20 protein-coding genes are annotated in these 23,776 nt (G+C 70.6%); 6 read left to right on the top strand and 14 right to left on the bottom strand.

What is annotated here, in order from left to right:
* Positions 1 to 870 (top strand): formate dehydrogenase accessory sulfurtransferase FdhD, encoded by an 870-nt coding sequence (gene fdhD, locus E3T24_RS09600; protein ID WP_134367109.1) that lies wholly within the window; start codon positions 1 to 3, stop codon positions 868 to 870.
* A gap of 13 nt (positions 871 to 883) precedes the next feature.
* Here the strand turns inward: fdhD and E3T24_RS09595 are convergent, their stop codons facing one another.
* On the bottom strand, positions 884 to 1,438 hold the full coding sequence (locus tag E3T24_RS09595) for a dihydrofolate reductase family protein (protein WP_134434549.1): 555 nt from the start codon (positions 1,436 to 1,438) through the stop codon (positions 884 to 886).
* Positions 1,439 to 1,686: 248 nt separating this feature from the next.
* Positions 1,687 to 3,990 (bottom strand): FdhF/YdeP family oxidoreductase, encoded by a 2,304-nt coding sequence (locus E3T24_RS09590; RefSeq protein WP_134434548.1) that lies wholly within the window; start codon positions 3,988 to 3,990, stop codon positions 1,687 to 1,689.
* Positions 3,991 to 4,252: 262 nt separating this feature from the next.
* On the opposite strand from E3T24_RS09590, the gene E3T24_RS09585 reads away from it, so the two are divergent.
* On the top strand, positions 4,253 to 6,451 hold the full coding sequence (locus E3T24_RS09585) for a glycosyltransferase (RefSeq protein WP_241978669.1): 2,199 nt from the start codon (positions 4,253 to 4,255) through the stop codon (positions 6,449 to 6,451).
* Positions 6,448 to 7,761 carry a glycosyltransferase gene (locus E3T24_RS09580; RefSeq protein WP_134404324.1) on the top strand — a complete coding sequence of 438 codons (1,314 nt, stop codon included), beginning with the start codon at positions 6,448 to 6,450 and terminating at the stop codon, positions 7,759 to 7,761. Before E3T24_RS09585 ends, E3T24_RS09580 begins: the two co-directional genes overlap by 4 nt.
* 179 nt (positions 7,762 to 7,940) lie before the next feature.
* On the opposite strand, the gene E3T24_RS09575 is transcribed toward E3T24_RS09580, so the two are convergent.
* From E3T24_RS09575 to E3T24_RS09540, 8 genes are all read right to left on the bottom strand, one after another.
* The gene (locus tag E3T24_RS09575; protein WP_134434546.1) at positions 7,941 to 8,624 is read right to left on the bottom strand and encodes a DUF2017 domain-containing protein; all 684 of its coding nucleotides are present in this window, start codon (positions 8,622 to 8,624) and stop codon (positions 7,941 to 7,943) included.
* Complete coding sequence (gene clpS, locus E3T24_RS09570) at positions 8,624 to 8,908, bottom strand: ATP-dependent Clp protease adapter ClpS (RefSeq protein ID WP_241975831.1); 285 nt, start codon at positions 8,906 to 8,908, stop codon at positions 8,624 to 8,626. Before clpS ends, E3T24_RS09575 begins: the two co-directional genes overlap by 1 nt.
* A gap of 92 nt (positions 8,909 to 9,000) precedes the next feature.
* Entirely contained in the window at positions 9,001 to 9,690 is a 690-nt protein-coding gene (locus E3T24_RS09565) for a YoaK family protein (RefSeq protein WP_241978668.1), read from the bottom strand.
* A gap of 257 nt (positions 9,691 to 9,947) precedes the next feature.
* Positions 9,948 to 10,631, bottom strand: coding sequence for a nucleotidyltransferase family protein (locus E3T24_RS09560; protein WP_134406001.1), 684 nt, complete (start codon positions 10,629 to 10,631; stop codon positions 9,948 to 9,950).
* A 271-nt stretch (positions 10,632 to 10,902) separates the two neighbouring features.
* Positions 10,903 to 12,318: an amidohydrolase family protein gene (locus E3T24_RS09555; protein ID WP_134367499.1), complete on the bottom strand. Its 1,416-nt coding sequence runs from the start codon at positions 12,316 to 12,318 to the stop codon at positions 10,903 to 10,905.
* 113 nt (positions 12,319 to 12,431) lie between these two features.
* Positions 12,432 to 15,263 (bottom strand): molybdopterin cofactor-binding domain-containing protein, encoded by a 2,832-nt coding sequence (locus E3T24_RS09550; protein ID WP_134367497.1) that lies wholly within the window; start codon positions 15,261 to 15,263, stop codon positions 12,432 to 12,434.
* Positions 15,260 to 16,204, bottom strand: a complete 945-nt coding sequence (locus E3T24_RS09545) for an FAD binding domain-containing protein (RefSeq protein ID WP_134434545.1) — start codon at positions 16,202 to 16,204, stop codon at positions 15,260 to 15,262. Before E3T24_RS09545 ends, E3T24_RS09550 begins: the two co-directional genes overlap by 4 nt.
* A 294-nt stretch (positions 16,205 to 16,498) precedes the next feature.
* Entirely contained in the window at positions 16,499 to 17,146 is a 648-nt protein-coding gene (locus E3T24_RS09540) for a MogA/MoaB family molybdenum cofactor biosynthesis protein (protein ID WP_347232655.1), read from the bottom strand.
* Positions 17,147 to 17,308: 162 nt separating this feature from the next.
* Here E3T24_RS09540 and E3T24_RS09535 point away from each other — a divergent pair, with 162 nt between their 5' ends.
* From E3T24_RS09535 to E3T24_RS09525, 3 genes are all read left to right on the top strand, one after another.
* The gene (locus tag E3T24_RS09535; RefSeq protein ID WP_134367495.1) at positions 17,309 to 18,625 is read left to right on the top strand and encodes a cysteine desulfurase; all 1,317 of its coding nucleotides are present in this window, start codon (positions 17,309 to 17,311) and stop codon (positions 18,623 to 18,625) included.
* Positions 18,622 to 19,140, top strand: coding sequence for a Fe-S cluster assembly sulfur transfer protein SufU (gene sufU, locus E3T24_RS09530; protein WP_134402556.1), 519 nt, complete (start codon positions 18,622 to 18,624; stop codon positions 19,138 to 19,140). The genes E3T24_RS09535 and sufU overlap by 4 nt, the downstream gene beginning before the upstream one ends.
* Before the next feature lie 465 nt (positions 19,141 to 19,605).
* Positions 19,606 to 19,983, top strand: coding sequence for a VOC family protein (locus E3T24_RS09525; RefSeq protein ID WP_134367491.1), 378 nt, complete (start codon positions 19,606 to 19,608; stop codon positions 19,981 to 19,983).
* A 115-nt stretch (positions 19,984 to 20,098) separates the two neighbouring features.
* On the opposite strand, the gene E3T24_RS09520 is transcribed toward E3T24_RS09525, so the two are convergent.
* The 4 genes from E3T24_RS09520 to E3T24_RS17650 all read right to left on the bottom strand — a co-directional run bounded on the left by E3T24_RS09520 (position 20,099) and on the right by E3T24_RS17650 (position 23,253).
* Positions 20,099 to 20,692 carry an NUDIX domain-containing protein gene (locus tag E3T24_RS09520; RefSeq protein ID WP_134434544.1) on the bottom strand — a complete coding sequence of 198 codons (594 nt, stop codon included), beginning with the start codon at positions 20,690 to 20,692 and terminating at the stop codon, positions 20,099 to 20,101.
* A gap of 9 nt (positions 20,693 to 20,701) precedes the next feature.
* Complete coding sequence (locus E3T24_RS09515) at positions 20,702 to 21,640, bottom strand: BadF/BadG/BcrA/BcrD ATPase family protein (protein ID WP_134402554.1); 939 nt, start codon at positions 21,638 to 21,640, stop codon at positions 20,702 to 20,704.
* A gap of 114 nt (positions 21,641 to 21,754) precedes the next feature.
* Positions 21,755 to 22,717: a hypothetical protein gene (locus E3T24_RS09510; RefSeq protein WP_241975828.1), complete on the bottom strand. Its 963-nt coding sequence runs from the start codon at positions 22,715 to 22,717 to the stop codon at positions 21,755 to 21,757.
* Positions 22,714 to 23,253, bottom strand: a complete 540-nt coding sequence (locus E3T24_RS17650; RefSeq protein WP_198416914.1) for a cytochrome b N-terminal domain-containing protein — start codon at positions 23,251 to 23,253, stop codon at positions 22,714 to 22,716. Before E3T24_RS17650 ends, E3T24_RS09510 begins: the two co-directional genes overlap by 4 nt.
* Between the last annotated feature and the right edge of the window lie 523 nt (positions 23,254 to 23,776).

Here is a 23,776-nt window from a genome sequence, read left to right as displayed (position 1 = left end):
TTGAGCAGAATCACGGTGCGGCGCAAGGTCGTGCGGCTGACGGTGGGCCAGAACCCCACCACCAGGGAAGACGTGCTGGCGGCCGAAGAACCGTTGGAGATCCGCGTGAACGGCCGTTCGCTCGCCGTCACGATGCGCACCCCCGGCAACGACTACGACCTGGCCGCCGGGTTCCTGGTGTCGGAGGGCGTGATCACTCGGGGCGAGCACTTCTTCACCGCGCGGTACTGCGCCGGCGCCACCGACGACGAGGGCGAGAACACCTACAACGTGCTCGATGTGTCGCTCGCACCGGGTGTGCGGCCGCCGGACCCGAGCCTGGAACGCTCGTTCCTCACGACCAGCTCCTGCGGGCTGTGCGGCAAGGCCAGCATCGACGCCGTGCGCACGAAATCGTCGTTCCCGGTGGCGGAGGACCCCCTGCGGGTCAGCGCGGAACTGCTCATCACCTTCCCCGACGCGCTGCGGGAAGCGCAGGCCGTGTTCGAGAAGACCGGCGGCATCCACGCGGCGGCCCTCTTCGACGGCGCCACCGGGCGGATGCTGGTGCTGCGCGAGGACGTCGGCCGTCACAATGCGGTCGACAAGGTCATCGGCTGGGCGCTCAAGGAGAACCTGCTGCCGCTCTCCGGCACGGTGCTGATGGTGTCGAGCCGGGCCAGTTTCGAGCTTGCGCAGAAGGCGATGATGGCCGGAATCCCGGTGCTCGCCGCCGTCTCCGCGCCATCGTCGCTGGCCGCGGAGTTCGCGGCCGAGGTCGGGATGACCCTGGTCGGGTTCCTGCGTGGCGACTCGATGGTGATCTACGCCGGGGCCGAGCGGATCGACAGCGAAAGCGCCGCGCGCAGCCGGGCGGTCATCGCGGGCTGAGTCGGCTCGAAGCTCAGCGCACGACCGAATAGCGCTCCTGGATCATGCCCCCGCTGATCTGCCCAGCCGAGAGGGTCTGCAGCCGGATGTCCGCCGGGAGCGCCCCGGGAAGAGCGCCGAAAAGCGGGATGCCGTCGCCCAGCAGCACCGGGATCCGGGTGATGACCAGGTCGTCGACGAGGTCGGCGGCCAAACAGGCCCGCACGACCTTGCCGCCGTCGAGGTAGACACGGGCGGCTCCCGCCTCGTTGAGCACGGACACCGCCTCCGCGAGCGTGCGCACGACGCGGATGCTCTGGCCGTCGGTCGCTGCCTGGGTGGCCGGCATCAGCGTGCTGCTGAGCACCAGCACCGGTGTGCTGCCGTAGGGCCACCGGTTGAAGCTGAGTACCTTCTCGTAGGTCGCCCTCCCCATCAGGAGATGGTCGACGGAGGCGAAGAACTCGTCGTCGCCGGGCGTCTCGCCGGGCGTGTCGGTGAGCCAGTTGATGTCGCCGTTGCTGCGGGCGATGAAACCGTCCACGCTCGTCGCGATGAAGACGTGGCCGGACCAGCTGCGTTGCTCCATGGGCACCTCCGTGTGCGGTCAGTCCAGCCAACCTAGCCTCGGTCGGGCCAACCTGGCCTCGGTCGGGGCGCCCTGTGTTCGGCCGGGCCCCCACCCGTAAGGTGTTGCCGCCCCGCGTCCCGAACGAATTCGACGGAGATTTTGGCCAAATCGGCCCTGGCAACCCCAGAACAGCGGTTTTAGCCGAGAATCTCCGTCGAATTGGTTCAGCAGCAGCACCGCGCTGTGACGGTGAAGGGCGCGCTCGGCTAGGCGGGCACGGTTTCGTGCGGGATGAACCGCACCGACATGGCCTTGTAGCCGGGGGTGTTCGACTCGCGCGCGACGAGCTCGCGGTGCACCAGGGCGTTCGCCTCGGGGAAGTACGCCGCCGCGCAGCCCCGCGGAGTGGGGTAGACCACCAGGCGGAACTCGTTGGCGCGGCGTTCCTCGCCCCGGAAGGTGCTGATCACGTCGACCATGTCGCGGTCCGTGAACCCCAGCTCGGTCACGTCGTCCTCGTGGATCAGGATGACGCGGCGGCCGCCGGAGATGCCGCGGTACCGATCGTCCAGGCCGTAGAAGGTGGTGTTGTACTGGTCGTGGCTGCGCATCGTCTGCAGGATCAGGTGCCCGGGCGGCGGGGTCAGGTACTCGAGCGGGCTGACCGTGAACCGGGCCCGGCCGATGTCCGTGGCGAAGCTGCGGGTGTCCCGCGGCGGGTTGGGCAGCACGAACCCGTTCTTGGTCTTGAGGCGCGTGTTGAAGTCCTGGAAGCCGGGGATCACCCGGGAGATGCGGTCACGGATGACGTCGTAGTCGTCGGCCATGGCCTTCCAGTCGATCACGTGGTCCTCTCCGAGGGTGGCGCTGGCCATCCGGGCGACGATGACCGGCTCGGCGAGCAGGTGTTCGGAGACCGGGTCGAGGCGCCCCTGCGTGGTGCGCACGACCGACATCGAGTCCTCGACCGAGAGCACCTGGCGTCCGCCCGGATGCTTGTCGTCGGTGTCGGTGCGCCCGAGCGTCGGCAGGATCAGCGAGGTCCGGCCGTGCATGATGTGCGACCGGTTCGGCTTGGTCGACACGTGCACGGTGAGCCCGACCCGCTGCATCGCGGTCTCCAGGGCCACGGTGTCGGAGCCGGCGAGGACGAAGTTGCCGCCCATGGCGACGAACACGTCGACGTCGTCGTTCTCGAACGCCGCAATCGTGTCCACCGAGTCGAGGCCGTGCTCGCGCGGGGCGTTGATGCCGAATTCCGTGTCCAAAGCGGCGAGCATCGCCTCCTTCGGCTTCTCCCAGACGCCCATGGTGCGGTCGCCCTGCACATTGGAGTGGCCGCGCACCGGGCAGGCGCCGGCGCCGGGCTTGCCGAAGTTGCCCTGCAGCAGCAGCAGGTTGATGATCTCCTTGAGCGTGTTCACCGAGTGCGGCTGCTGGGTCAGGCCCAGCGCCCAGCAGATGATCGTGGCCTTGGAGTCCGCCATCATGCGCGCCACGGTGGTGATCTGCAGCACGTTCAGGCCGGTGGCCTTTTCGGTCTCGGCCCAGTCGATGCTCTTGCGGGCCGCGCGGTAGTCCTCGAGGCCCTGCGTGTTCGCCGCCACGAACTCAGCGTCCACGACGGATCCGGGCACGCGCTCTTCCTCTTCGAGCAGCAGGTGGCCGAGGGCCTGGAACAGGGCCAGGTCGCCGCCGACCTTGATCTGCAGGTACTCGTCGGAGAGGGCGGTGCCGTCGCCGATCAGTCCGGACACCGACTGCGGGTCCTTGAAGTTGAACAGCCCGGCCTCCGGCAGCGGGTTGACGGCGACGATCTTGCCGCCGTTGTCCTTGCACTCTTTCAGGGCCGACAGCATCCGTGGATGGTTGGTGCCGGGGTTCTGGCCGACGACCAGGATCAGCTGGGCCTGGTGGAGGTCCTCGAGGGACACGGTTCCCTTGCCGATGCCGATGGTCGGGTTCAGTGCGCTTCCGGAGGATTCGTGGCACATGTTGGAGCAGTCGGGCAGGTTGTTCGTGCCGATCGAGCGGGCGAACAGCTGGTACAGGAACGCCGACTCGTTCGCGGTGCGGCCCGAGGTGTAGAAGACGGTGCGGTCGGGCACGGTGGCGCGGATCTGCTCGCCGATGAGTTCGAACGCGGCGTTCCAGGAGATCTGCGAGTAGTGCGTGTCGCCGGGACGGATGACCATCGGATGCGTGATGCGGCCCTGGTTGCCCAGCCAGTACTCGGTCTTGGTGGCGAGTTCCTCGATCGAGTGCTCGGCCCAGAACGCCGGGGTCACGGTACGCAGGGTGCTCTCCTCGGCGACGGCCTTCGCGCCGTTCTCGCAGAACTCCGCCGTCTTGCGGTGGCCCTGCGACTCCGGCCAGGCGCAGCCGGGGCAGTCGGTGCCGTCGCGCTGGTTCAGCCGGAGCAGCGCCTTGGCCGTGCGGCCGACGCCGGCCTGCGCGATGCCGCGTTCGAGGGCGACGGCGACGGCCTCGACGCCGGCCGCGGACTTCTTCGGCTTCTTGACGACCAGGTTGTCTTCGTTGATGTCGTCGATCGGAGCGCGTCGTGTCATTCCTCCATCCTGCTCCCTCCGGCTCGCGCTGCCGGCAAGGGTCCCGGGTGATTCCCAGCCGGATCAGCAGCAACTGGTCAGGGATATGGCGTTTGATGGGTTCGTGGAATGATGCTGGTCTGCATCCGGTTAGACACGTAGGTGCCCGGCCAGGCCTGGGAAGACAGCCCAGGGGAGCTCGACAGCCGACAGCTCGACAGCCCAACAGACTCGACAGCCCAACAGAGAGGCAACCGTGGGGACTCATACGACGTTGGACACGATGCGGCAGAGCAGGTCGATCCTCGACGGCATCCGCTGCGCGGACAACCTGACCATCGCCGCGAGCCGGGACGGCGGCGTGCGCGCGGTGCGCCTGCTCGCCCAGGCCGCCCTCGATGCCGGAGACCAGCTCACCGCCATCGCCGCCATCCACTCGCTCGGCCAGGTGTTCGACGAATCCGCCGACGAAGTCCTGGTGTCTCTGCTCCTGCACGACTCGCCCTTCATCCGGGAACACGCGGCCTGGGCGTTCGGTGCCCGCCTGCCCCGCTTCGACGCGCTCGCCGGGCTCCTGACCATGGTCGTTTCCGGCGGATTCTCCGGCATGATCGCGCAGCGCACCCTGGAACAGTGGAGCTCGTCGGTTCCCGAGCATGTGGCTCTCGCCCTGGAGGGCGCCCTGATCGGAGTGCACGAGCCCGCCGCCCGGGCCCGGCTGGTCGAGACGATGGGACTCACGGCCGGCCGCATCGCCGAGCGCCTGCTGCGCCGCGTCGCCGTGGACCGCGCCGAATCGGTGCCCGTGCGTGCGACCGCGATCGCCGCCCTCGGCGACCTCGGGCCGAACGAGGCCAGCATCCGGATCGTCAGCGAGCTGTCCCAGGGGTCCGACGAGCTCGCGGATGTCGCCAGGCTCGCCCTGGTCGACCTGACCGTGCCCACCTATCCCCGCCCGCCCTGGAGTCAGGGCCTCACGGTGGCACAGCTCTTCCTGCACGCCGACATCGACCGGGAGCTCAGCCAGGTCGGGTCCGGTGATAACGGCGGCATCGCGACCCTGCTGGTGCGCCTCGGCGACGCCCTGGTCGCCGGGCCGGCCGGGTCGCCCGTCGAACGCGTGCTCACCCTCTCGCGGGGTGACCACGCCGCCGGGCTCTCCTGCCTGTCCGAGGTCGGCTCGACCCTCGCCGGCCACGCGTTCGCGACCGTTCCGTTCCTGGGTGACCCGGTGGCATCCGTGGACGCCTGGCCCCGGCGGATCGAGACGCAGCGGGGCATCCGTCGCATTCTGCGTGCGGCGGGTTCCGTCGACGCGATCCACCTGCGGATGGCGGACATCGGCACCCTGGCGGCGTCCACCGTCGCCCGGGAACTCGACATCCCGATCGTGTTCACGGTCGCGCCGGACCCGCACAGCGTCATCCATTCCCTGGACACGTCCGGGGTGCTGACCCGGGCCAACTTTGGCACGGTCGACGAGACGGAGCACTTCTGGTTCCGGGCGCGGCTCGTGCAGAGGCTGGCCGCGGATGCCGCGCACACCGTGCTCTTCCCCCGGCCCGACCTGCAGCGCGACATGCGCGACCTCGTGGGCATCGACATCTCGCAGCATCCCGAGCGTCACTCCGTGATCGCGGAGGGCATCGACCTCGCGGTGATCGAGCGGTCCCTGGCGGATGCTGCGGGTGCTGCGGGCGCTGCTGTGGCGGCCGCGGATGTGGCGGCCGCGGATGTGGCGGGCGCGGCATCCGTATCGGACGGCGCCCCGGCGGTGGCCGAGCTCGACGCCCTGCTGGCCACCCTGCCGACCAGCCGACAGGGCCTGCCCCTCGCCGTCACCGTCGGCCGGCTGCACCGGGTGAAGGGCATGGCGACGCTGGTGGAGGCCTGGGCTGCCGACGCGGGCCTCCGAGCGAGCTGCAACCTGCTCGTGCTCGGCGGCGACCTGAACGCGCCCTCGTTCGACGAGCAGGGGCAGCTGGACTCGATGGCCGCCGTCGTGCCGCTGGCGGACGCGGCCGGGCACGGGCTGCTGCTGGCCGGGCACCGCACCAACGACACGGTCGCCCGCTGGCTGGCCGCCGCGCGCTACGGCCGTCCGGGCCTGGCTGCGCCCGGCGGCGTGTACGTCTGCGCGAGCATGAAGGAGGAGTTCGGCATCGCCCTGCTCGAGGCGATGGCGTCCGGGCTCACTGTCGTGGCCCCGAACTCCGGCGGACCGGCCACCTACGTCGAGGAGGGAGTGACGGGGTACCTCGTCGACACCGGCAACCGGGCGGCCCTCTCCGCCGGGATCACCGCGGCGCTGGTGCTGGCCTCCGGGCCGTTCGGGCCGGAGTACGCGGATCGCGCCGGGGCGATGGTGGCCGGCTCGTTCACCATCCAGGCCATGGCCGCGACCCTGTCCCGCGTCTACCGGGACGTCTCCGATGCGTCCGACGCGGACGAGCCGACTGACTGGGCGCTGAGCGCCTCATGACGCTGCTCATCATCAGCCCGGACTACGCGTCCCACTTGTTTCCGCTCGCCACGCTCGGCACAGCCTGGTTGGAGGCGGGCGAACGCGTGGTGGTGGCCAGCGGCCCCGCCACGGCCGACATCGTGACGGCCTTCGGCTTCGAACGGGTGAACTTGCAGCTGGGCCGCGGCTCCAACCCCGGCACGATCCGCGCCGAAGAACAGCCCAAGGGCGAGGACGACGCCCTGCGCGGGTTCTTCGACGCCACCCGCCGCGGCATGGTCGACACCCTCCGCTTCCAGGCCGAGGCCCGCAGCAGCGACCTGCTCTGGAACCCGGTGGAGGTGGCGAGGGAGGTGCAGCGGATCGTCGCCGAGGTGCGCCCGGACCACGTGATCGTCGACCACCTGGCGTTCAGCGCCCGGCTGGCCCTGCTCAGTGCGGGGGTGCGGCATGCGGACGTCGTGATCGGGCATCCGTCTGCCCTGCCCGTCGGCGACGAGGTCTACGGCTACCCGCCCGAGTGGCCGGACGCCTTCTCGCCCGAGCCCGCCGAGCTCGACGCGCTGCACCACACCTGCGAGGACGTGCGCGACTCGTTCACCCGCCAGTGGAACGACGCCCTCCTCGCCCTCGACCCGTCGATGATCCCGAGCACGGATGCGTTCCAGGAGGCCGGCGACATCCTGCTGCTGAACTATCCGGCCGAGTTGCACGACCCGAAGCGGGCGGACCTGTTGCCTCCGCACGCGTTCCTCGGCTCCGCCGTGCGCGCGGAGGCCGTGGACGACGAGGTGGAACGGTGGCTGGCGGTGGAGAGCGACCGGCCGATCGTGTACGTCAGCTTCGGCAGCTTCCTGTCGGTGCGGGCCGACGTGCTGGCCCGCGTGGCCGAGGCGCTGGCCGCCCTCGACGTGCGGGTCGCCCTCGCGACCGGGGCCTCCGACCCGGCCGAGCTCGGCCCCGTGCCGGACTCGTGGCTGGTGCGGGGCTTCCTCCCGCAGGTGACGGTGCTGCGGCACTCCGCCCTGGCGGTGACGCACGGCGGCAACAACAGCGTCACCGAGGCCATGACCTCGGCCGTGCCGCTGCTGGTGCTGCCCTTCTCAACGGATCAGTTCGCCGGGGGGGCGGCGATCGAGCGGGCCGGTTTCGGGCTCGCCCTGGCGCCCAACACGGCGACGGCCGAGGAGATCCGGGTTGCGGCGGCGGCGCTGCTCGCCCTCCACGGCGACGCCCGGCTGCGGCTGGACCGGCTCGGCGAGTCCCTTGCGTGCGGGGCCGGGCCGCGGCGCGCGTATGCCGCGCTGCGGGCGGTGCCCGCGCTCTGAGCCGCCAACGCGCTGGCCGGGCTGGCCGGGCTGGCCGGGCTGTGCTCCCGCCCGCGCCCCTAACGAATTCGACGGAGTTTTTGCCGGAATCGGGCTGAAACAGTCCGGATCCGGGTTTTTAGAGCAGTATCTCCGTCGAATTGGTTCGGCACGGGAGTCAGACGGGAGTCACACGGGAGCTAGACGTCGATGGCGTAGACCAGGGACTCCTGCACCATGCCGAGCCACTCGTAGATGCCGTGCAGGAAGGGCGCCTCGTCCTCGGCGAGGTGAACGACCCCGTCGGGCGAGATCTCCAGGCGTTCGGCCAGGGTCAGGCGCAGATCGGTCAGCGTGCGGAGCCAGGACTGCACGTCGTCCCGGTCGAGGGTGATCGTCGTCGCCGGCTCGTCGAAGTCGTCGTCGTTGAGCGTCTCGGGCGCGTCGTCGGCGATCTCGTCCGCCAACTCCTCTCCGAGTGTGGCGATCACGACGCGAGCATTCCGCACCTTGCGTTCGAGCAGGTCGCCGGCCGTGAACCGGCGGAATTCCGCGGCGGCCTCCGGGTCGTCGGTGTAGGCATCCGGCAGCAGCCGTCGCAGGGCAGGGTCGACCGATGTCCCGAGCGCGTGGGACTCCGCGGCCTCCAGCAGCTCGATCAGCTGGCGTGCGGCCATGCGGAGCAGCCCGACCTCGGCCGGTTCGAACTGCGCGGTCACGCTGCCGGCGCTCTCGCCGGTGGGGCCGGCCTGACCGGCCTGACCGGCCTGACCGGCCTGGCCGTCCTGACCGGCATGGCCGCCCTTGCCGGCCTGGCTGTCCTTGCCGGCCCGGCCGTTCGAGCGGTCCCGACCGGTTTCCCCTCCTGCGGGCAGGAATTCCATCAGGTCTCGTCCTTGGCGAGGGTGGCCCAGAGCCCGTAGCCGTGCATCGCTTCCACGTGGCGTTCCATCGCTTCCCGGTTGCCGGTCGCGACCACGGCCCGGCCGTTGTTGTGTACCTGCAGCATCAGACGTTCGGCTTCCTCGGCGGAGACGCCGAAGTAGCTGCGGAACACGTAGGAGACATAGCTCATCAGGTTCACTGGGTCGTCCCAGACGATGGTGATCCAGGGGCGGTCGAGGACGACGGCTTCTCGCAGATCGACGCGTTCATCTGTTTTCGGCACCCCTTAAGCCTCACACGGAGTGGGGCGCAATTCCACCCGGTGCGGCGACCGGTGCGGCGACCGGATTCGGCGACCGGATTCCGGGGCTGAGGTCACGGCGCGTGGTGCGGCCGTCCGGCGGCGTGGCCGATGGCGGTCACGGTGAGGGTGATCAGCGCCGACAGGGCGACGCCCCAGGCGATGTTGAACGTCAGCAGCAGCGCCCCGACGCCCGCCCCGAGCAGGATCAGCACGATCGCGGCCAGGCGCCGAAACCACGGCTGGCCTTTGCCGCCGCCGAGCCGCGAGTCCGCCGCGAACCCGGTGATCGTGGACGTGACCACCACGGTCGTGACATCCTTGACCCCGATATGCCGGGCGACGGATGCCTGCAGCCCCATCACGGCGGCCAGAGAACCAGTGATCAGGAGGCCGAACGGGTGCGGCGGCACGCCGCCGCCGGCGAAGAGCACCATTGCCAGGACCAGCATGATCAGGCCCTGCGCGCCGAACAGGACGGTGGCGTGGGTGGTCCAGCCGATGGCGACCGGGCGCAGCACCCGTCCGCCGACGGCGGCGCCGAGCATGAAGGTGAACAGGGCCAGCAGGGGCCCGGCCACGGGAAGTCCCGGGGCGCCCGCGATGGCCATCCCGAGGATGACGACGTTGCCGGTCATGTTGCCGGTGAAGACCTTGTCCAGGCCGAGGTATCCGACCGCGTCCGCCACGCCCGTGGAAAATGTCAGGGCCAGCATCAGCCCCAGGTGCAGATTCGCGGGGTGGCGGCGGAGTTTCTCAAGCACGGGGGTCCTATCGGAGAGCGCGACTGCGGGCTGGCGGCGGGCTGGCTGCGGGGGTGGGACCGGGGCCGAATCTAGGTCTCATGATTCCACGGATGCCGGGCGCATCGGCGCAGGTCGGCGCAGGTCGGCGCAGGTCGGCGCAGGTCGGCGCAGCTGCGGCGCGTGGCTGGGCGAGGTCGGCGCGGCGAGCAGCCTGCTGACGAGCGGTCGGTCCGGCCGGTGTTCTCTCCGGTCAGTCTCTCCGGTGGTCTTTCCGGTCAGTCTCTCCGGTCAATGTCGAGACCGGTCTCGAGGTCGGAGCACTCGACCAGGTGGGCGTGGTGGGCCTGCAGATAGGGTCGGGCTCCGGTGTCGGCGCCACTTGATCGGATCAGCTCGGGCCAATGCGCGCGCCCGATCACCACGGGATGCCCCGGTCGTCCGAGGAAACCGGCCTGCCGGAGCGTGTCCGGACCGACGGATGCCTCCGATCCCGTCTTGCCGGCCCTGGTGCCGGGCAGCGGCGCGATGAGGCGTGCCACCGTGCTCGAGCGGAGCCCCGGGACGTCGACCGGCACGATCGCCACGGCTTCGGGCTCCGGCGCAAGCGACGTCGCGGCCCGGAGGCCCGCGCGGAGCGACGCGGAGAGTCCTTCCGCCCAGTCTTCGGCCTGCACCACGAGGACCGGCGGGGTCGGGGCGCCGGTCCTCGTGGCGGTGCCGGGGACATCCGTTGCCCCGGTCAGGGCGAATTCGACCAGGAGCGCCCTGGCGTCGTCGGCTCGGGCGCCGAGCACGACGATCACGGGCGAGCAGCAGGCGTCGGCGAGCGTGCGGATCGTGCGAACCAGCCAGGGGACGCCGTCGCCGCCGCCCGCAAGGGCTTTCGGCAGGCCGTACCGCGAGCCGGCGCCGGCCGCCAGCACGAGGCCGGCGATCGATGTGGGGGAGGAGAGGGGCATGCCTGCCATCGTAGGGCGCGGGCCGGTGGGGAGCCCGGTCGGCACGTCCGGCCCCTCGAACACCCGAGCCTCAGGCTTCCGCACCTCAGGTACCCGAGCCCCTAACGAATTCGACGGAGATTTTGACGATTTCGGGCCGAAACGGATGCTACGGGTCTTTTTAAAGCAGAATCTCCGTCGAATTCGTTGGGTCGCCGCCGGGACGGGACGGGGACGGGACGGGGACGGGACGGGGACGGGACGGGGACGGTGAGGGTGCCCGGGGCGGGGCCTATTCCGGGGCGAGCACCCGGCGGCCGCGCACGTAGACGCCGGTGATCGCCGGCTGGCGGAGAGCCAGCAGCAGCGCGAACAGGGTCTGTTCGGTGGCCATCGCCTCGTTATCGGCACGGATGCCGCGTTCCAGCACGCTGGCGAGCGGCTCCCAGCGGTCCGGCTCGATCAGCAGGAAGTCGGCGTCCTTGCCCACGTCGAAGTTGCCGAACCGGGTCTCCATGTCCAGCGCGCGCGCACCGGCCAGTGTGCCCGTGAAGAGCAGAGCGGCGGGGTCGATCGACAGGCCCGCGTCACCGGGCTCGGACAGGTGCACCTTGAAGCAGTCGTTGAGCACCCGCGACACCAGCCACTCGTCGCCGGCGCCGATGTCCGAACCGATGGCCACGTTCACGCCGAACGACGTGGTGCGCAGCCACGGCATGGTGCCCGAGCCGAGGAACTGCTGCGAGGTCGGGCAGTGCGCCACCGAGGTGCCGGTCTCGGCCAGCCGGGCGAGCTCTTCGTCCTCGCAGTGCACGGCGTGGGCGAGGATGCTGCGCCGCCCCAGCAGGCTCGACCCGCCCCGGGCGGACCCCGGCAGGAACCGGCCGTCGTACGTGTCCAGGTACGTGTCGACCTGGTAGACCGACTTCACGGCGTCGATCTCGCCGGTGCCGGGCCGGTTGTTCTCGTTCAGGTGGCTGTGGAAGTAGACGCCGCGGCCGCGCACCCCGTCGTAGAGATCGCCGAGGCCGGCCAGGGTCGTCGGCGTAACCGACAGGCTGAACCGGGGCACCACGGCCACCTGCAGCAGTGCGGTCGCCGGGTCGCCGGTGTCCACGGCGTGCCAGCGGTCGATCTCGGCCGAGACCAGGTCGAGCGCCTCGGTCTCGCCCGTGAGCAGGGCCCGGGAGGGCTCCGAGCCCACGGTCTGGATGCCGCGGCCGCTGACCAGGCGCAGGCCGGCCCGCTGCGACTCGGCGAACAGGGCGTCCTGGGCGTGGGGGAAGGCCGAGCCGAAGACGAGGGCGCTGGTCGTGCCCGCGGCGATGCGGCGCCGGGTGAAGTCCCGGGCGATGCGCTCACCGAACGCGGGGTCGCCGAGCCGGGCCTCCGCCGGGAAGACGCAGTTGTCGAGCCACTCCAGCAGTTGGCCGCCGCCGTAGGCATCCGTGGAGTAGGTCTGCGGAAAGTGCAGGTGCGTGTCCACGAAGCCGGGCAGGATGAAGCCGCCGCGATTGTCGGTCACCGGCAGGCCCGCGAAGGCCGCGGGCAGGTCGGCGAAGCTGCCCACCCAGGCGATCCGGCCCGTCTTGGTCGTGACCAGGGCGCCGTCCGGCAGGGACACCAGGTTCTCGCGGGCGGTGGCGACCGTGGGGGAGCCGGCGACGTGGAAGATGTGGCCGCGGTAGACCCGGCTGGAGGGTGTCACGGAGGGGTCCGTTCTGGCTGGTGCTGCGGGTATGGCCGGTGGCGGTGCCGCGGGTGACCGCGGGCGGGACGCCCCCAGTGTATTGGGCGACGGCCGGGAGAAACGGCTCCGGCTCAGCCTGCAGCCCGCTCGGGGTGCAGCAGCCGCCAGATCCGGTCGCGGGACATGGGCAGCTCGGTGGGACGGATGCCGATCGCGTCGCGCACCGCATTCGCCAGTGCCGGCGCCACCGGGTTGTACGGCGACTCGCTCATCGACTTGGCGCCGAACGGGCCGAGGACGTCCGACGTGTCCGCGAAGTACACCTCGGTCAGCGGCAGGTCGGCCAGCAGGGGGATGTGGTAGTTGCGCAGCACGCTGGTGGTGACGGTGCCCGCGCCGTCGAGGACGACCTCCTCGTAGAGTGCGGTGCCGATCGCCTGCGCGACCCCACCCTCGATCTGGCCGCGGCACTGCTCCGGGTTCATCACGACCCCGGCATCCGCGGCCTGGATGGACTGCAGGATGCGAACCTCGCCGGTCAGGGTGCTCACGGCCACCCGGAAGGCGTGCACGTTGAACGCCACCGAGCGGCGGGCGCCATCTTCCGCGCCGGTACCGCGCAGAACGGATGCTCCGGCGTGCTCGGCCAGCTCGGCCAGCGGCACGAACGCCGTCCCGCTGCGCAGCCCGTCGGGTTCCAGGGTCCACTCGGCGGAGGCGATCGGCGGGCGTCGCTCGCTGGCGGCCGACCGCAGCCGGGCGGCCAGGTCGTTCGCCGCGGCCAGCACGGCCTTGCCTGCGATGACGATCCCGGCCGACCCGAACGCGCCGGTGTCGTAACCGATGGCATCCGTGTCCGACTGCAGGATCTCGATCCGGTCAGGCGTCGTGCCCAGGGCGGTGGCTGCGAGCTGCGCGTGCACGGTGGTCGTGCCGTTGCCGAACTCGGCCGTGCCCACCCGCACGGTGTAGCGGCCCGGGTTGGCGGCCGTCACGTCGCCGAACGTGTCGCCGAACGTGTCGCCGAGCGTGACGGATGCCTGCGCGTAGTGACCACGCGGCGGGGTGGTCGCGATCATGGCGGTGGCCATGCCCTCGCCGACCTTCCACTCCGCGCCGGCGGGGACGGCCTGGCCGTTGCCGCGGGCCAGCGCCGCCTGGGCCAGGTCGAGGCATTGGTCGAGGCCGTAGCTGCCGAAGATCAGGTCCTCGCCCTCCACATGCGTCACCACGAGGGGGTCGGCCGGGCCGACCGAGTTCAGCCGACGCAGGTCGAACGGGTTCAGCCCCACGGTGCGGGCGAGCTCGTCCAGGGCGGACTCGACGCCGAAGATGACCTGGCCGAGGCCGTAACCGCGGAAGGCGCCGGACGGGAGGTTGTTCGTGTAGACGCTCTGCGCATCCACCCGCTTGTTGGGCACCCGGTAGAGGCTGACCGATTCGGAGCTGCCGTGGTACATCACGCCGGGGCCGTGATTGCCGTAGGCGCCGGTGTCGGCGAGCACGCCCAGCTTGAGAGCGGTGAGGCGGCCGGTGTCGTCGGCGCCGAGGGTGACGTCGATGCGCATGGGGTGCCGGGCCGGGGACAGGGTGAACTCGTCGGAGCGGCTGAACTCGTACTGCACCGGGCGCCGGGTCTTCAGCACGGCGAGGGTGACGATGTCCTCGGTCAGGATCTCCTGCTTGCCGCCGAAGCCGCCGCCGACCCGGGCGGTGAACACGCGCAGGCGGGAGGGTTCGAGGTCGAACAGGCGGCAGATCTCGCGGTGCACCAGGAACGGCACCTGGGAGCTGGTGCGCAGGATCAGGCGCTCGCCGGTGCCCTCGTTCTCGCCGTCGGGTCCGGGCTCGAGCCAGCCGATGGTGGCGTGCGTCTCCAGGTGCGTGTGCGCCACCCGCTGGGTCTGCCAGCTGCCGCTCACGGTGTGGGCGGCGCCGGCCAGGCCGGCCGCGATGTCGCCGTACTCGCCGTGCAGCTCGGCCACCAGGTTATGCTGCGGGTCGGCGAGGCGGCTGGCCGCGGCATCCTTGTCGCCGTGCACCAGGGCAGCGCCGGGCCGGAGCGCCTCGGCCGGGTCGAAGACGGCCGGGAGCGGCTCGTAGTCGACCTCGATCAGCCGGCAGGCGGCTTCGGCGATGGCGACCGTGTCCGCCACGACGGCCGCGACCCGCTGGCCGCGGAACCGCACGATCGGGTCGAGCACGAGGGTGTCGTCCGGGTCGTCGAGGCGGTCCTCGTGCCGGGCGGTGGAGTAGAGCGTTGCGGGGGAGTCGGCGTGGGTGAGCACGGCGTGCACCCCGGGCAGGGCGGCCGCCGCGTCGGTCCGGATCGAACGGATGCGCGCATGCGCCTGCGTGCTCGGCAGCACACTGAGGTGCAGCAGCCCGGGCACCGTGACGTCCAGCGTGTACGGTTCCCGCCCGCTCACCACGCGCTCGCCGGCCGGGGCGCCCAGGGAGGTGCCGACGGTGCCGGGGCGACGGCCGGTCTGGACCACCGGGCCCAGACCGGTGCGGCCGGAGCCGTCGGCGGGGGTGTGCGTGCCACGGATCGCGTCCTCGATGGCGCGGTAGCCGGTGCAGCGGCAGAGGTTGCCCTTGAGCAGGCGAGGGAGGTCGTCCAGGTCTGGTTCGGTCAGGGTGGAGGCGGTCACGATCATGCCCGCGGTGCAGAACCCGCACTGGAAGCCGGCGGCGTCCACGAAGCGCTGCTGGAGCGGGGCGAGGTCGCCGGGCCGGCCGAGCCCGGCGACCGTGGTGACGTCGGCGCCCTCGGCGCGGAACGCGGGGTAGATGCAGGAGTGCACGGGGGTGCCGTCGACCAGCACGGAGCAGGCGCCGCAGTCCCCGGTATCGCAGCCCTTCTTGACCTCGAAGTGCTCCTGGTCGCGGATGAAGGAGCGCAGGCACTGGCCGGGCGCCGGAGTGGCGTCGACCGGTTCACCGTTGATCTGGAACCTCATGGGTGCTCTCCGTTTTCGAGTGCGGCGCCTTCGAGTTCCGCGCGGATCTCCTCGCCCAGCACCCCGCTCACCGCGCGTCGCCAGTCGGCGGCGCCGTGGGCATCCGTGAACCAGTAGTCGATGGCGGCGATATCGCGGGCGAGCGCGCTCGCCGCGGGCAGTGACGGGTAGCGCAGCTGCACCGGGCGCACCGTGCCGGCGGTGACGGTGAGCACGAAACCGCCGGCCGGGTCGAGGCGACCCACGAGCACGGCGCCGGAGCGGCCGAGCGGGGAGAGGGCGATCTTGCGGTACACGGTGCGGGACGCCAGCGAGGAGGCCGGAACGTGAATGGACCGCAGCACGTCGCCGGTGCCGAGCACGTTGGTGGTGTTGCCGGTCACGAAGGCGGCGGCCGGCATCCGTTCGTCGCTGCCGTCGGCGCGCCAGATCAGCACCTCGGCCTCGAGGGCGGCCGCGAGGGTGGTCATCGGGCCGGCGGGCAGGGAGGCGCAGAGGTTGCCGCCGACGGTGGCGACATTCCAGATCTTGAAGGAGCCGTAGAGGGCGGTGCAGCACTGGAACAACAACGGATGCGCCGCCCAGCCGGGCACGGCCGGCAGCCGGGACAGCTCCGCGAGGGTGCACGTTGCCGCGATCTCGAGGCCGCTCACGCCGCCGGGGTCACCCGGGTCGGTGCCGGTCACCGCGTCGGTCACCGCGTCGGCCACCCCGTCGGCCACCCCGTCGGCCACGGCGTCGGCCGCCGCGTCGGCCACGGAGCCGGTCACCGTGAGCGCCGGCCAGCGCAGCGTCTGCAGGTCGACGAGCCCGGTGAGGTGCACCTGCGGGTCGGCGAACAGATCGGATCCGCCGGCCAGGGGAGCCACGCGGGGGCTCAGGGCGCGCAGATCTTCGCGGCTGCGCGCCGGGGTGATCGTCAGTACGGTGTTCAGGTCCATCGTTCCCCCTGCAGGGCAGTGTGTCGGGCGGTGCTTCCCCGGCGCCGGGTGCCGGGCTCACGCGCTGGATACCTGAAATTATCCGCGCGGAGGCCCCCGCCCGCGAGTCGACGCGCTCGCTCGCGGCATCCTCACGGCCAGGGCCGGGGGTCTGCACCCGGGGCCTCCACCCCGTGCCGCCGTGAACCTGCTTCCCCGCTGTGAACCAATTCGACGGAGATTTTGATCTAAAACGCCCGTTTTCAACGTTTTGGCGCCGATTCGGGCAAAATCTCCGTCGAATTCGTTCGGGGGCTAGTGGTCCAGACCGTGCAGCTGGTCCAGGATGTGGTCGAGCACGTCCTCGAGCAGGCCCAGGCCGTCTTTCACGCCGCCGGGGGATCCCGGCAGGTTGATGATCAGGGTGCGGCCCCGGCAGATCCCGGCGTAGCCGCGGGAGAGCACGGCCAGGGGAGTCGAGGACGAGCCGCGGCGACGCAGCTCTTCCATCAGGCCGGGGAGTTGCCGGTCGAGGAAGGGCAGCGTCTGCTCGGGCGTGTGGTCGTGGGGGCTGACGCCCGTTCCGCCGGTGGTGACGACCAGGTCGCAGCCGGAATCCACGGCCGCGGCCAGGGCTGCGCCGACCGCGTCGCCGTCGGGAACCACGCGGCGCTCCCGCAGCGTCCAGCCGCGCTCGCCGAGCCAGGCGTCGATCACGGGGCCGGTGCGGTCGGGGTAGACGCCGCCCGCCGCCCGGGTCGACGCCACGATCACCTGCGCGAAGCGCGCGGTCCGAGGCTTCGTGGGGCCTTGAGTCGGGGGCTGCGACTGATGCTGCGGCGGGGCCTGCGACGGATGCTCGGACCGCTGCCGGGCAGGAGGCGGCAACGGGGCCGGCGTCATCGCATTGCCCGTCGCCTCGCCCGTCGCCTCGCCCGTCGACTTGCTCGCTGCTGCGTTCACGTGCTCCATCCTGCCCCACTCCCGTCCGACCGCAGCCTCACCCCCGTCTACGCGCTCTGCCTCGCTCCCGACCGACCGCTGCCTCGCTCCCGTCCACGACCGCTGCCTCGCTCCTCGGTCGGGCCGGTGGGCATTGCCGGGAGGAGGGAATACGCTGGAAGGATGACGTCTTCCGTTCCACCGTCCCCCCGTGCGAACGCTCGCCCGCTGACGGACGAGGAAGTCGATCGCATTCGCAACGATTTCCCGATCCTCGCCCAGCAGGTGAACGGGCATCCGCTCAACTACCTCGACTCAGGTGCCACCTCGCAGAACCCGGTCAGCGTGATGGAGGCCGAGCAGGAGTTCTACGAGCAGCGCAACGCCGCCGTGCACCGCGGGGCGCACACTCTCGCGTTCGGCGCGACCGAGACGTTCGAGGCCGCCCGGACGACCGTCGCCGCCTTCATCGGGGCCCGGGACGACGAGGTCGTCTGGACCTCCAACGCGACCGAGGCCGTGAACCTCGTGGCCTACTCGTTCTCGAACGCGTCGCTCGGCCTCGGCGGCCCGGCGGCCCGGCGCTTCCGGCTCGGGGCGGGCGACGAGATCGTCGTCACCGAGATGGAGCACCACGCCAACCTCATCCCGTGGCAGCAGCTTGCCCTTCGCACCGGCGCGACCCTGCGGTTCATCCCGGTTCTGGACGACGGCACCCTGGACCTGGCCGCCGCGGCCGGAGTCGTCGGGCCTCGCACCCGGGTGCTGGCGTTCACTCACGCCTCGAACGTGGTCGGCACGGTCAACCCGGTCGACGAGCTCGTCGCCCTGGCCCGCTCGGTCGGCGCGCTCGTGCTGCTCGACGCCTGCCAATCGGTGCCGCACATGCCCGTGGACGTGGCCGCGCTCGACGTGGACTTCGCCGTCTTCTCCGGCCACAAAATGCTCGGCCCGACCGGGATCGGCGTGCTCTTCGGCAAGTACGAGCTGCTCGCCGACATGCCGCCGTTCCTCACCGGCGGGTCCATGATCACCACCGTCGACATGCACACCGCCGAGTTCCTGGCACCGCCGCAGCGGTTCGAGGCCGGCACCCAGCGCATCTCGCAGGCGATCGCCCTCGCCGCCGCCGTGGACTACCTGACCGAGACGGGCATGGAGCGCATCGCGGCCAGGGAGGCCGAGTTGGGCCAGCGTCTCGTCGCCGGGCTCACCGACATCCCCGGCGTGCGCCTGCTGGGGCCTCCCCTCGGGGTGGAGCGCATCGGGCTGGCCAGCTTCGACCTGGCCGGCGTGCACGCCCACGACGTGGGACAGTACCTCGACGAGGCGGGCATCGCCGTGCGGATCGGGCACCATTGCGCCCAGCCGCTGCACCGCCGTCTCGGCGTGACCGCGTCGACCCGCGCGAGCACCTACCTGTACACCACCACCGACGAGGTGGACCAGTTCCTGGCGACCCTGCGCGAGGTTGCGCCTTTCTTCGGAGTGCACTCATGACCAACAGCGCCATGCAGCAGCTGTACCAGCAGATCATCCTCGACCACGCCAAGTCCCGGCACGGCGCCTCGCCGGACGAGCTGCCTCCCCTGGCGGAGGCTGCGGCCGCAGCGGATGCCCGGGGGCTGCACCTGACCGAGTCGCACCAGGTCAACACGACCTGCGGCGACGAGGTGACGGTGCGCATGGGCGTGCGCGCCGATCCGGATCGGGCCGACGGTGATGCGGATGGCGATGCGGTGATCGACGAGCTCGTCTGGCGCGGCGACGGATGCTCGATCTCGATGGCATCCGCCTCCGTGCTCAGCGACAGCGTGCGCGGGACCACCGTGGCGGAGTCGCGTGCCCTGCTCGACACCTTCCGGGAGATGCTGCGTTCCCGCGGCACCATCGAACCCGACGAAGAGGTGCTCGGCGACGCCGCCGCCTTCGGGGGAGTCTCCCGCTACCCGGCCAGGGTCAAGTGCGCCATGCTGGCCTGGGTCGCGTTCGAGGCGGCCCTGCTCGGTCCGTAGGACCCGTGCGTCAGCGGCTTGACGCGCGTGGACCGAACGAATTCGACGGAGATTCTGCCCAAATCAGGCTCCAACGGTCGGAATGTCTGTTTTTAGAGCAGAATCTCCGTCGAATTGGTGGGCCGCCGGACCTGCGTCGGGGCGGGCGCACCGCCCGCGCGGTGAGTGAACAACCAGCTGACGTGGGCGGCCCCGCAATTTCGTGCGGGACCCCTTTATCGACGCCGACGGGCGGCGTATTATGAGTAGTCGAAATGCGATAGCCAACGCTCGCCTGGCCGGGATCACAGCCCGGCGAACGAAGAGTACCGGCCACGATTCGCGCCAGCGGCTGTACTGCAGCCGGCACTCTCACCCAGGGAAGCACGCCGCCGTCGGCATCCGATCCGGCGCGGGATCCGTGACCAGTTCGATTGAGGAGCGCTTCCGCCGAATACCTCCAGATGCGCCAAGGAGGCGTTGAACATGCTGAAGGAACTCCACACCGTATTGCCGGCCGCCGATCTCAGACGCGCTCAAGCGTTCTATCACGATGCTCTCGAACTTGACCCCGCCGAGGCCCACGAGGAAAGCCGAACCCTCGTGTACCGCACGGGGGCCGGAGGCACGTTCGAGATCTATGAGACGAGCAACGCCGGCACCGCCCGGAACACCCAGATGTGCTGGACCACCGACGATCTCGATGCCGAAATGAGCCGGCTCCGCGAACGCGGCGTCGTGTTCGAGGACTACGACGTCCCGGGACTGAAGACCGTCAACGGTGTCGCCGCGACGGACGAGATGAAGTCGGCCTGGTTCAGGGACACCGAAGGCAATTTCATCTGCATCTTCCAGATGCTCTAGCCGGGATCGCTCAGTGCTTGCAGAGACCGCCGCAGGCAGGACGCCCTGCACGAGGTGAAGGGCCCGGCAGCGTCCGGGCCCCTCACCGGTCTGTTCCGCTACCAGCCGATGCGGCCTACAGCCCGTCTCGCTGGTGCGCCAGCTCGCGAAGCACCACGGCCACGCGCTCGGCGAAACCCTCGGGGACCTGCTCGGGCAGCGCATCCGTCGGCCACCACCGCACGTCTTCGCTTTCCGGGCTGACCACGGGCGTGGCATCCGTGGGCGCAATGGCCACATAGCCGACGTCCCAGTGCGTGATGCAGCGGCCGAATCGTGAACTCAGCGCGTGCCGGTGCACGTCGACCGGCGGCGGGCCCGCCGGGCCCGCCGGGCGGAGGCCGGTGATGCCGCCCTCCTCCCGGGCCTCGCGGAGGGCCGCGGCGGCCACGGATGCGTCGGCCGGCTCGACATGGCCGCCCAGTTGCACCCAGAACCGGCCCTTCTTGTGGAAGCAGAGCAGCAGGTGGCTGAGGTGCGGGTTGAAGACGAAGCAACTGGCAGTGACATGCTCGGCGCCGCCATCCCGGTCCAGGGCGGCGTCGCCTCCCGCGCGCACGAACGACAGGTACTCGGCTCGGAGGCTCGCCTGGGCGGGGTCGACGGGCAGCCAGGTGGCCAGGGACGTCTCGAAGGCCTGCGCGGTGTTCGAGTGGATGGCAGTACTCATAGAGGAAGGCTAGCCCTGCGCGGAGGCCACCCGGTCGCGCAGCGCGCTCTCCGTGCCCAGGCGGGCGAGGAGTGCCGCACCGTCGAGGCCGTTCCCGGCCGGCTCACGCAGGTCCAGGTGCGGGTAGAGCGCGCGCAGGCCCGCTTCGAAGGGGGCGGCGATCTCGGGCGCCTGCAACACGGCGCCGAGACCGCAGACGACCGGTGCCCCGAGGGGCCCTTCGCCCACGATTCGCAGCCCGGTCGAGACGGAGAGCACGAGTTCGGCGGCGGCGGCGGCGCAGATTGCGGCGGCGACGGCATCCGTCGGGGCGAGGGCCGTGACGTGGCGGGAGTAGGCGGCGATGCGGCTCACCCGGGCGGGGTCGGCCTGCAGCTGGGTGTAGGCGGTCTCGAGGTTCGGGAAGTCGCCGCGCACGAGTTCGGTCAGGGCGGTGCGGGCGCCGCGGCCGTCGTAGTCGCGCATGACCGCGTCCAGGGCGGCGCGGCCGATCCAGTACCCGCTGCCCGCGTCACCGAGCAGGTAGCCCCAGCCGTCGATGCGGGTCACCCGGTGTGAGCCGACGGCGAGGGTGACGACGCCGGTGCCGACCGCGATCACGGCCCCGAGGGTGTCGCCGAGGGCGCCGAGGTAGGAGGTCACCGAATCGTGGGCGAGTTGCACCTCCCGCACCCCGAATGCGCCCGTCGCGGCCTGCATCTGCACGGCCTGGTCGGTGGAGTTGGTGTAACCGGAGATGCCGGCGCTCACCGTGTGGATCGGCGCCCCGCAGGCCTGGGCGACCTGGGCCACCACGGCGACGAGCTGGGGGATCAGGGCAGAGTCGGTACGGATGCCGTCGAAGTCATAGAGGTCGCCGCGCCTGTCCTCGCGTCGCAGCCGGGCCCGGATGCCGGTCTGGCCGGCATCGATCGCGAGGTGGGAGGCGAGCGGTTGGACAGAGGACATGAACATGCTCCCAAGGTGGCACGACGACGGACGACTCGGCTGCGCGTCCATGAACCTGAGCTTATCTTAGGTGGATTAAGAAAGCATCCGTTCGGGGGACGGGTCGGCGGCGCCTCACCCGCTCCGCCTGGCGTAGTAATCCCGCCAGACCAGGCGATGCACCGGTATCCACCGCGGGATGTCGCGGAGTACCGGGATGAAGGACACCAGCATGAGCAGCAGGCTGAGGACCAGCATCAGGAGCACGATGAGGAGGTCCGCATTCTCGGCGGAGGCGAAGGGTTCCACCTGGTACCAGAAGGAGAACAGCCACAGCCAGGACTGGCCGGGGGTGTTTCCGGTCTCGTTCATCATTCCCCACTGATCCCCGGTCAGATGCGCCGCGGCAGCCAGATCGGGGAAGTAGGTGCCGTCCCCGAGGAAGAGCGTGCCGCGGGTGTAGTCGAAGTTGTAGAACGCGTCCTTCGCCTGCAGCACCCCGTCCAGCGCGCCCTGCTGCGCCATGGTGAGCAGGGCGCCGGTCAGCTCCGGCACGGGGCCGTAGGAGCCCCCGGCCACCCTGGCCGGGTCGTTGTCGGGCGCTTTCGCCAGCGCATCCGTGTAGGCCGTGGCCCAGTCGCCGCGTTGGGTGTCGGACGCGCTGTCCCAGATCGCCAAACCGGCCGGGGGATCGTTCAGCGTCGACAGCGGGCCGGTCACGAGATCTGTGGCCGTGTCGATCGGGATCTGCACGCCGGACAGGCTCTGGAGGTCAAGTGGGCCGATGGTCTGGGTGGCGTCGGGGGTCGAATTGTACGGTGGTCCGTAGCCGGCGGTCTCGCTGGTGCCGGCGAGCTCGGCGGTCGCGGTGGTGACGAAGTCGTCCGGCGCCGCCGCCCAGGATTTCATGGTGATGCTCTTCTCGTCCGGCGACCCGAACACGGCCGACAGGGTGAGGGTGACCAGGCCCACCACGACGAGGGCGACGGTCAGTTCCTTGAACAGGTCGTATTCGCGCACCGCGCCACGCCACGGACGGCGGGCGAGGTCGTCGCTGTCCGTGCCGCGACGGGGTGGGCGTGCCGGCGCGGCGCTCATCGGCCGGCCTCCCCGGGGGTCGCGGTCGTGGCACCGGGTGTCAGCTGGGCATCCGTCTCGGCCGCATCGATCGGCGGGACGACGCCGTGCATGCGCACCTGCAGCACGTGCAGAGCCACGATCGCGCCGACCAGAAGCGGCAGCAGCATGATGTGGAAGCCCAAGATCTGACCGAGGTCGGCCACGTTGAACCAGGCCCCGATACCGGCGGCGTTCAACGCATCCTTGCCTTCGAAGGCGATCCACTGCGAGTCGAAGTTGGTCTGCAGCAGGTAGCCCGTGAAGGCGGCGACGATCGAGATCAGGAATGACACCACGCCCGTGATCCAGGTGAGCGCGCGCCCGCCACGCCAGGCCGCCATCCAGTACTTGCCCCAGAGGTGAACGACCATGGTCATGAAGAAGAGCTCGACGTTCCACAGGTGGGTGCTGTTCACAAACCGGCCCAGGTCCGACACGTGGTACCAGGACGGTCCGTTCAGTGACAGGACGATCCCCGAGACGAAGATGTAGACGAGGGAGACGAGCGCGGCCATGCCGAAGACGTAGATCCAGGATGCGATGTAGCTGGGCTGGTCTTCCGGCAGCAGCTTGTCGGCGGGCAGGTGGCGCAGCAGCCAGCCGCGGGCCTTGCCGGTCCAGGTGTGGTACTCGGCCTCGTCCGGATCCGTGTTCTCCGCTGACGTGCGGGTCGGCTCCTCGCGGAGGCTCGTCGGCGTTTCTTCCCGCTCGGGAACGGCAGGACCAGGGCCAGGGCCAGGACGAACAGAAGGATCATGACGAGGATCACGATCAGATTGCCGAGCTGGATTTGGAAGGCCCCCCAGCCGAGGTAGATGCTCGGACTGTCCAGGCTGGCGAATATGCTGACGAGCACATGCATGAGCAGCTCCGTAACTTGGACGACCTTCGTCGGGGAGATGTCCATCGACGGGCGGTGCTGTACCCGCAAACGTATTCCCCGGGGGCGGATTGGTCGCCATGGTTGACACGGAAGAATTATGAGAATACGTACAGAAATGGAGTCGGCTGGTGGGTCCCAGGCAGCCGACTGGCCGG

The sequence above is a fragment of the Cryobacterium sp. TmT2-59 genome, from assembly GCF_004403545.1.
Classification (GTDB): domain Bacteria; phylum Actinomycetota; class Actinomycetes; order Actinomycetales; family Microbacteriaceae; genus Cryobacterium; species Cryobacterium shii.
This window is presented reverse-complemented; position numbering and strand designations above follow the sequence as displayed.

Excerpts from the sequence above, each read along its gene's own strand:
- E3T24_RS09560 (WP_134406001.1), bottom strand. The coding sequence starts at position 10,631 with ATGCCCCTCTCCTCCCCCACATCGATCGCCGGCCTCGTGCTGGCGGCC.
- E3T24_RS09510 (WP_241975828.1), bottom strand. The coding sequence starts at position 22,717 with ATGAGCGCCGCGCCGGCACGCCCACCCCGTCGCGGCACGGACAGCGAC.
- E3T24_RS09515 (WP_134402554.1), bottom strand. The coding sequence starts at position 21,640 with ATGTCCTCTGTCCAACCGCTCGCCTCCCACCTCGCGATCGATGCCGGC.
- E3T24_RS09590 (WP_134434548.1), bottom strand. The coding sequence starts at position 3,990 with ATGACACGACGCGCTCCGATCGACGACATCAACGAAGACAACCTGGTC.
- E3T24_RS09580 (WP_134404324.1), top strand. The coding sequence starts at position 6,448 with ATGACGCTGCTCATCATCAGCCCGGACTACGCGTCCCACTTGTTTCCG.
- E3T24_RS09575 (WP_134434546.1), bottom strand. The coding sequence starts at position 8,624 with ATGGAATTCCTGCCCGCAGGAGGGGAAACCGGTCGGGACCGCTCGAAC.
- E3T24_RS09550 (WP_134367497.1), bottom strand. The coding sequence starts at position 15,263 with ATGAGGTTCCAGATCAACGGTGAACCGGTCGACGCCACTCCGGCGCCC.
- sufU (WP_134402556.1), top strand. The coding sequence starts at position 18,622 with ATGACCAACAGCGCCATGCAGCAGCTGTACCAGCAGATCATCCTCGAC.
- E3T24_RS17650 (WP_198416914.1), bottom strand. The coding sequence starts at position 23,253 with ATGGCCGCGCTCGTCTCCCTCGTCTACATCTTCGTCTCGGGGATCGTC.
- E3T24_RS09585 (WP_241978669.1), top strand. The coding sequence starts at position 4,253 with ATGCGGCAGAGCAGGTCGATCCTCGACGGCATCCGCTGCGCGGACAAC.
- E3T24_RS09545 (WP_134434545.1), bottom strand. The coding sequence starts at position 16,204 with ATGGACCTGAACACCGTACTGACGATCACCCCGGCGCGCAGCCGCGAA.
- E3T24_RS09535 (WP_134367495.1), top strand. The coding sequence starts at position 17,309 with ATGACGTCTTCCGTTCCACCGTCCCCCCGTGCGAACGCTCGCCCGCTG.
- E3T24_RS09520 (WP_134434544.1), bottom strand. The coding sequence starts at position 20,692 with ATGAGTACTGCCATCCACTCGAACACCGCGCAGGCCTTCGAGACGTCC.
- E3T24_RS09595 (WP_134434549.1), bottom strand. The coding sequence starts at position 1,438 with ATGGAGCAACGCAGCTGGTCCGGCCACGTCTTCATCGCGACGAGCGTG.
- E3T24_RS09525 (WP_134367491.1), top strand. The coding sequence starts at position 19,606 with ATGCTGAAGGAACTCCACACCGTATTGCCGGCCGCCGATCTCAGACGC.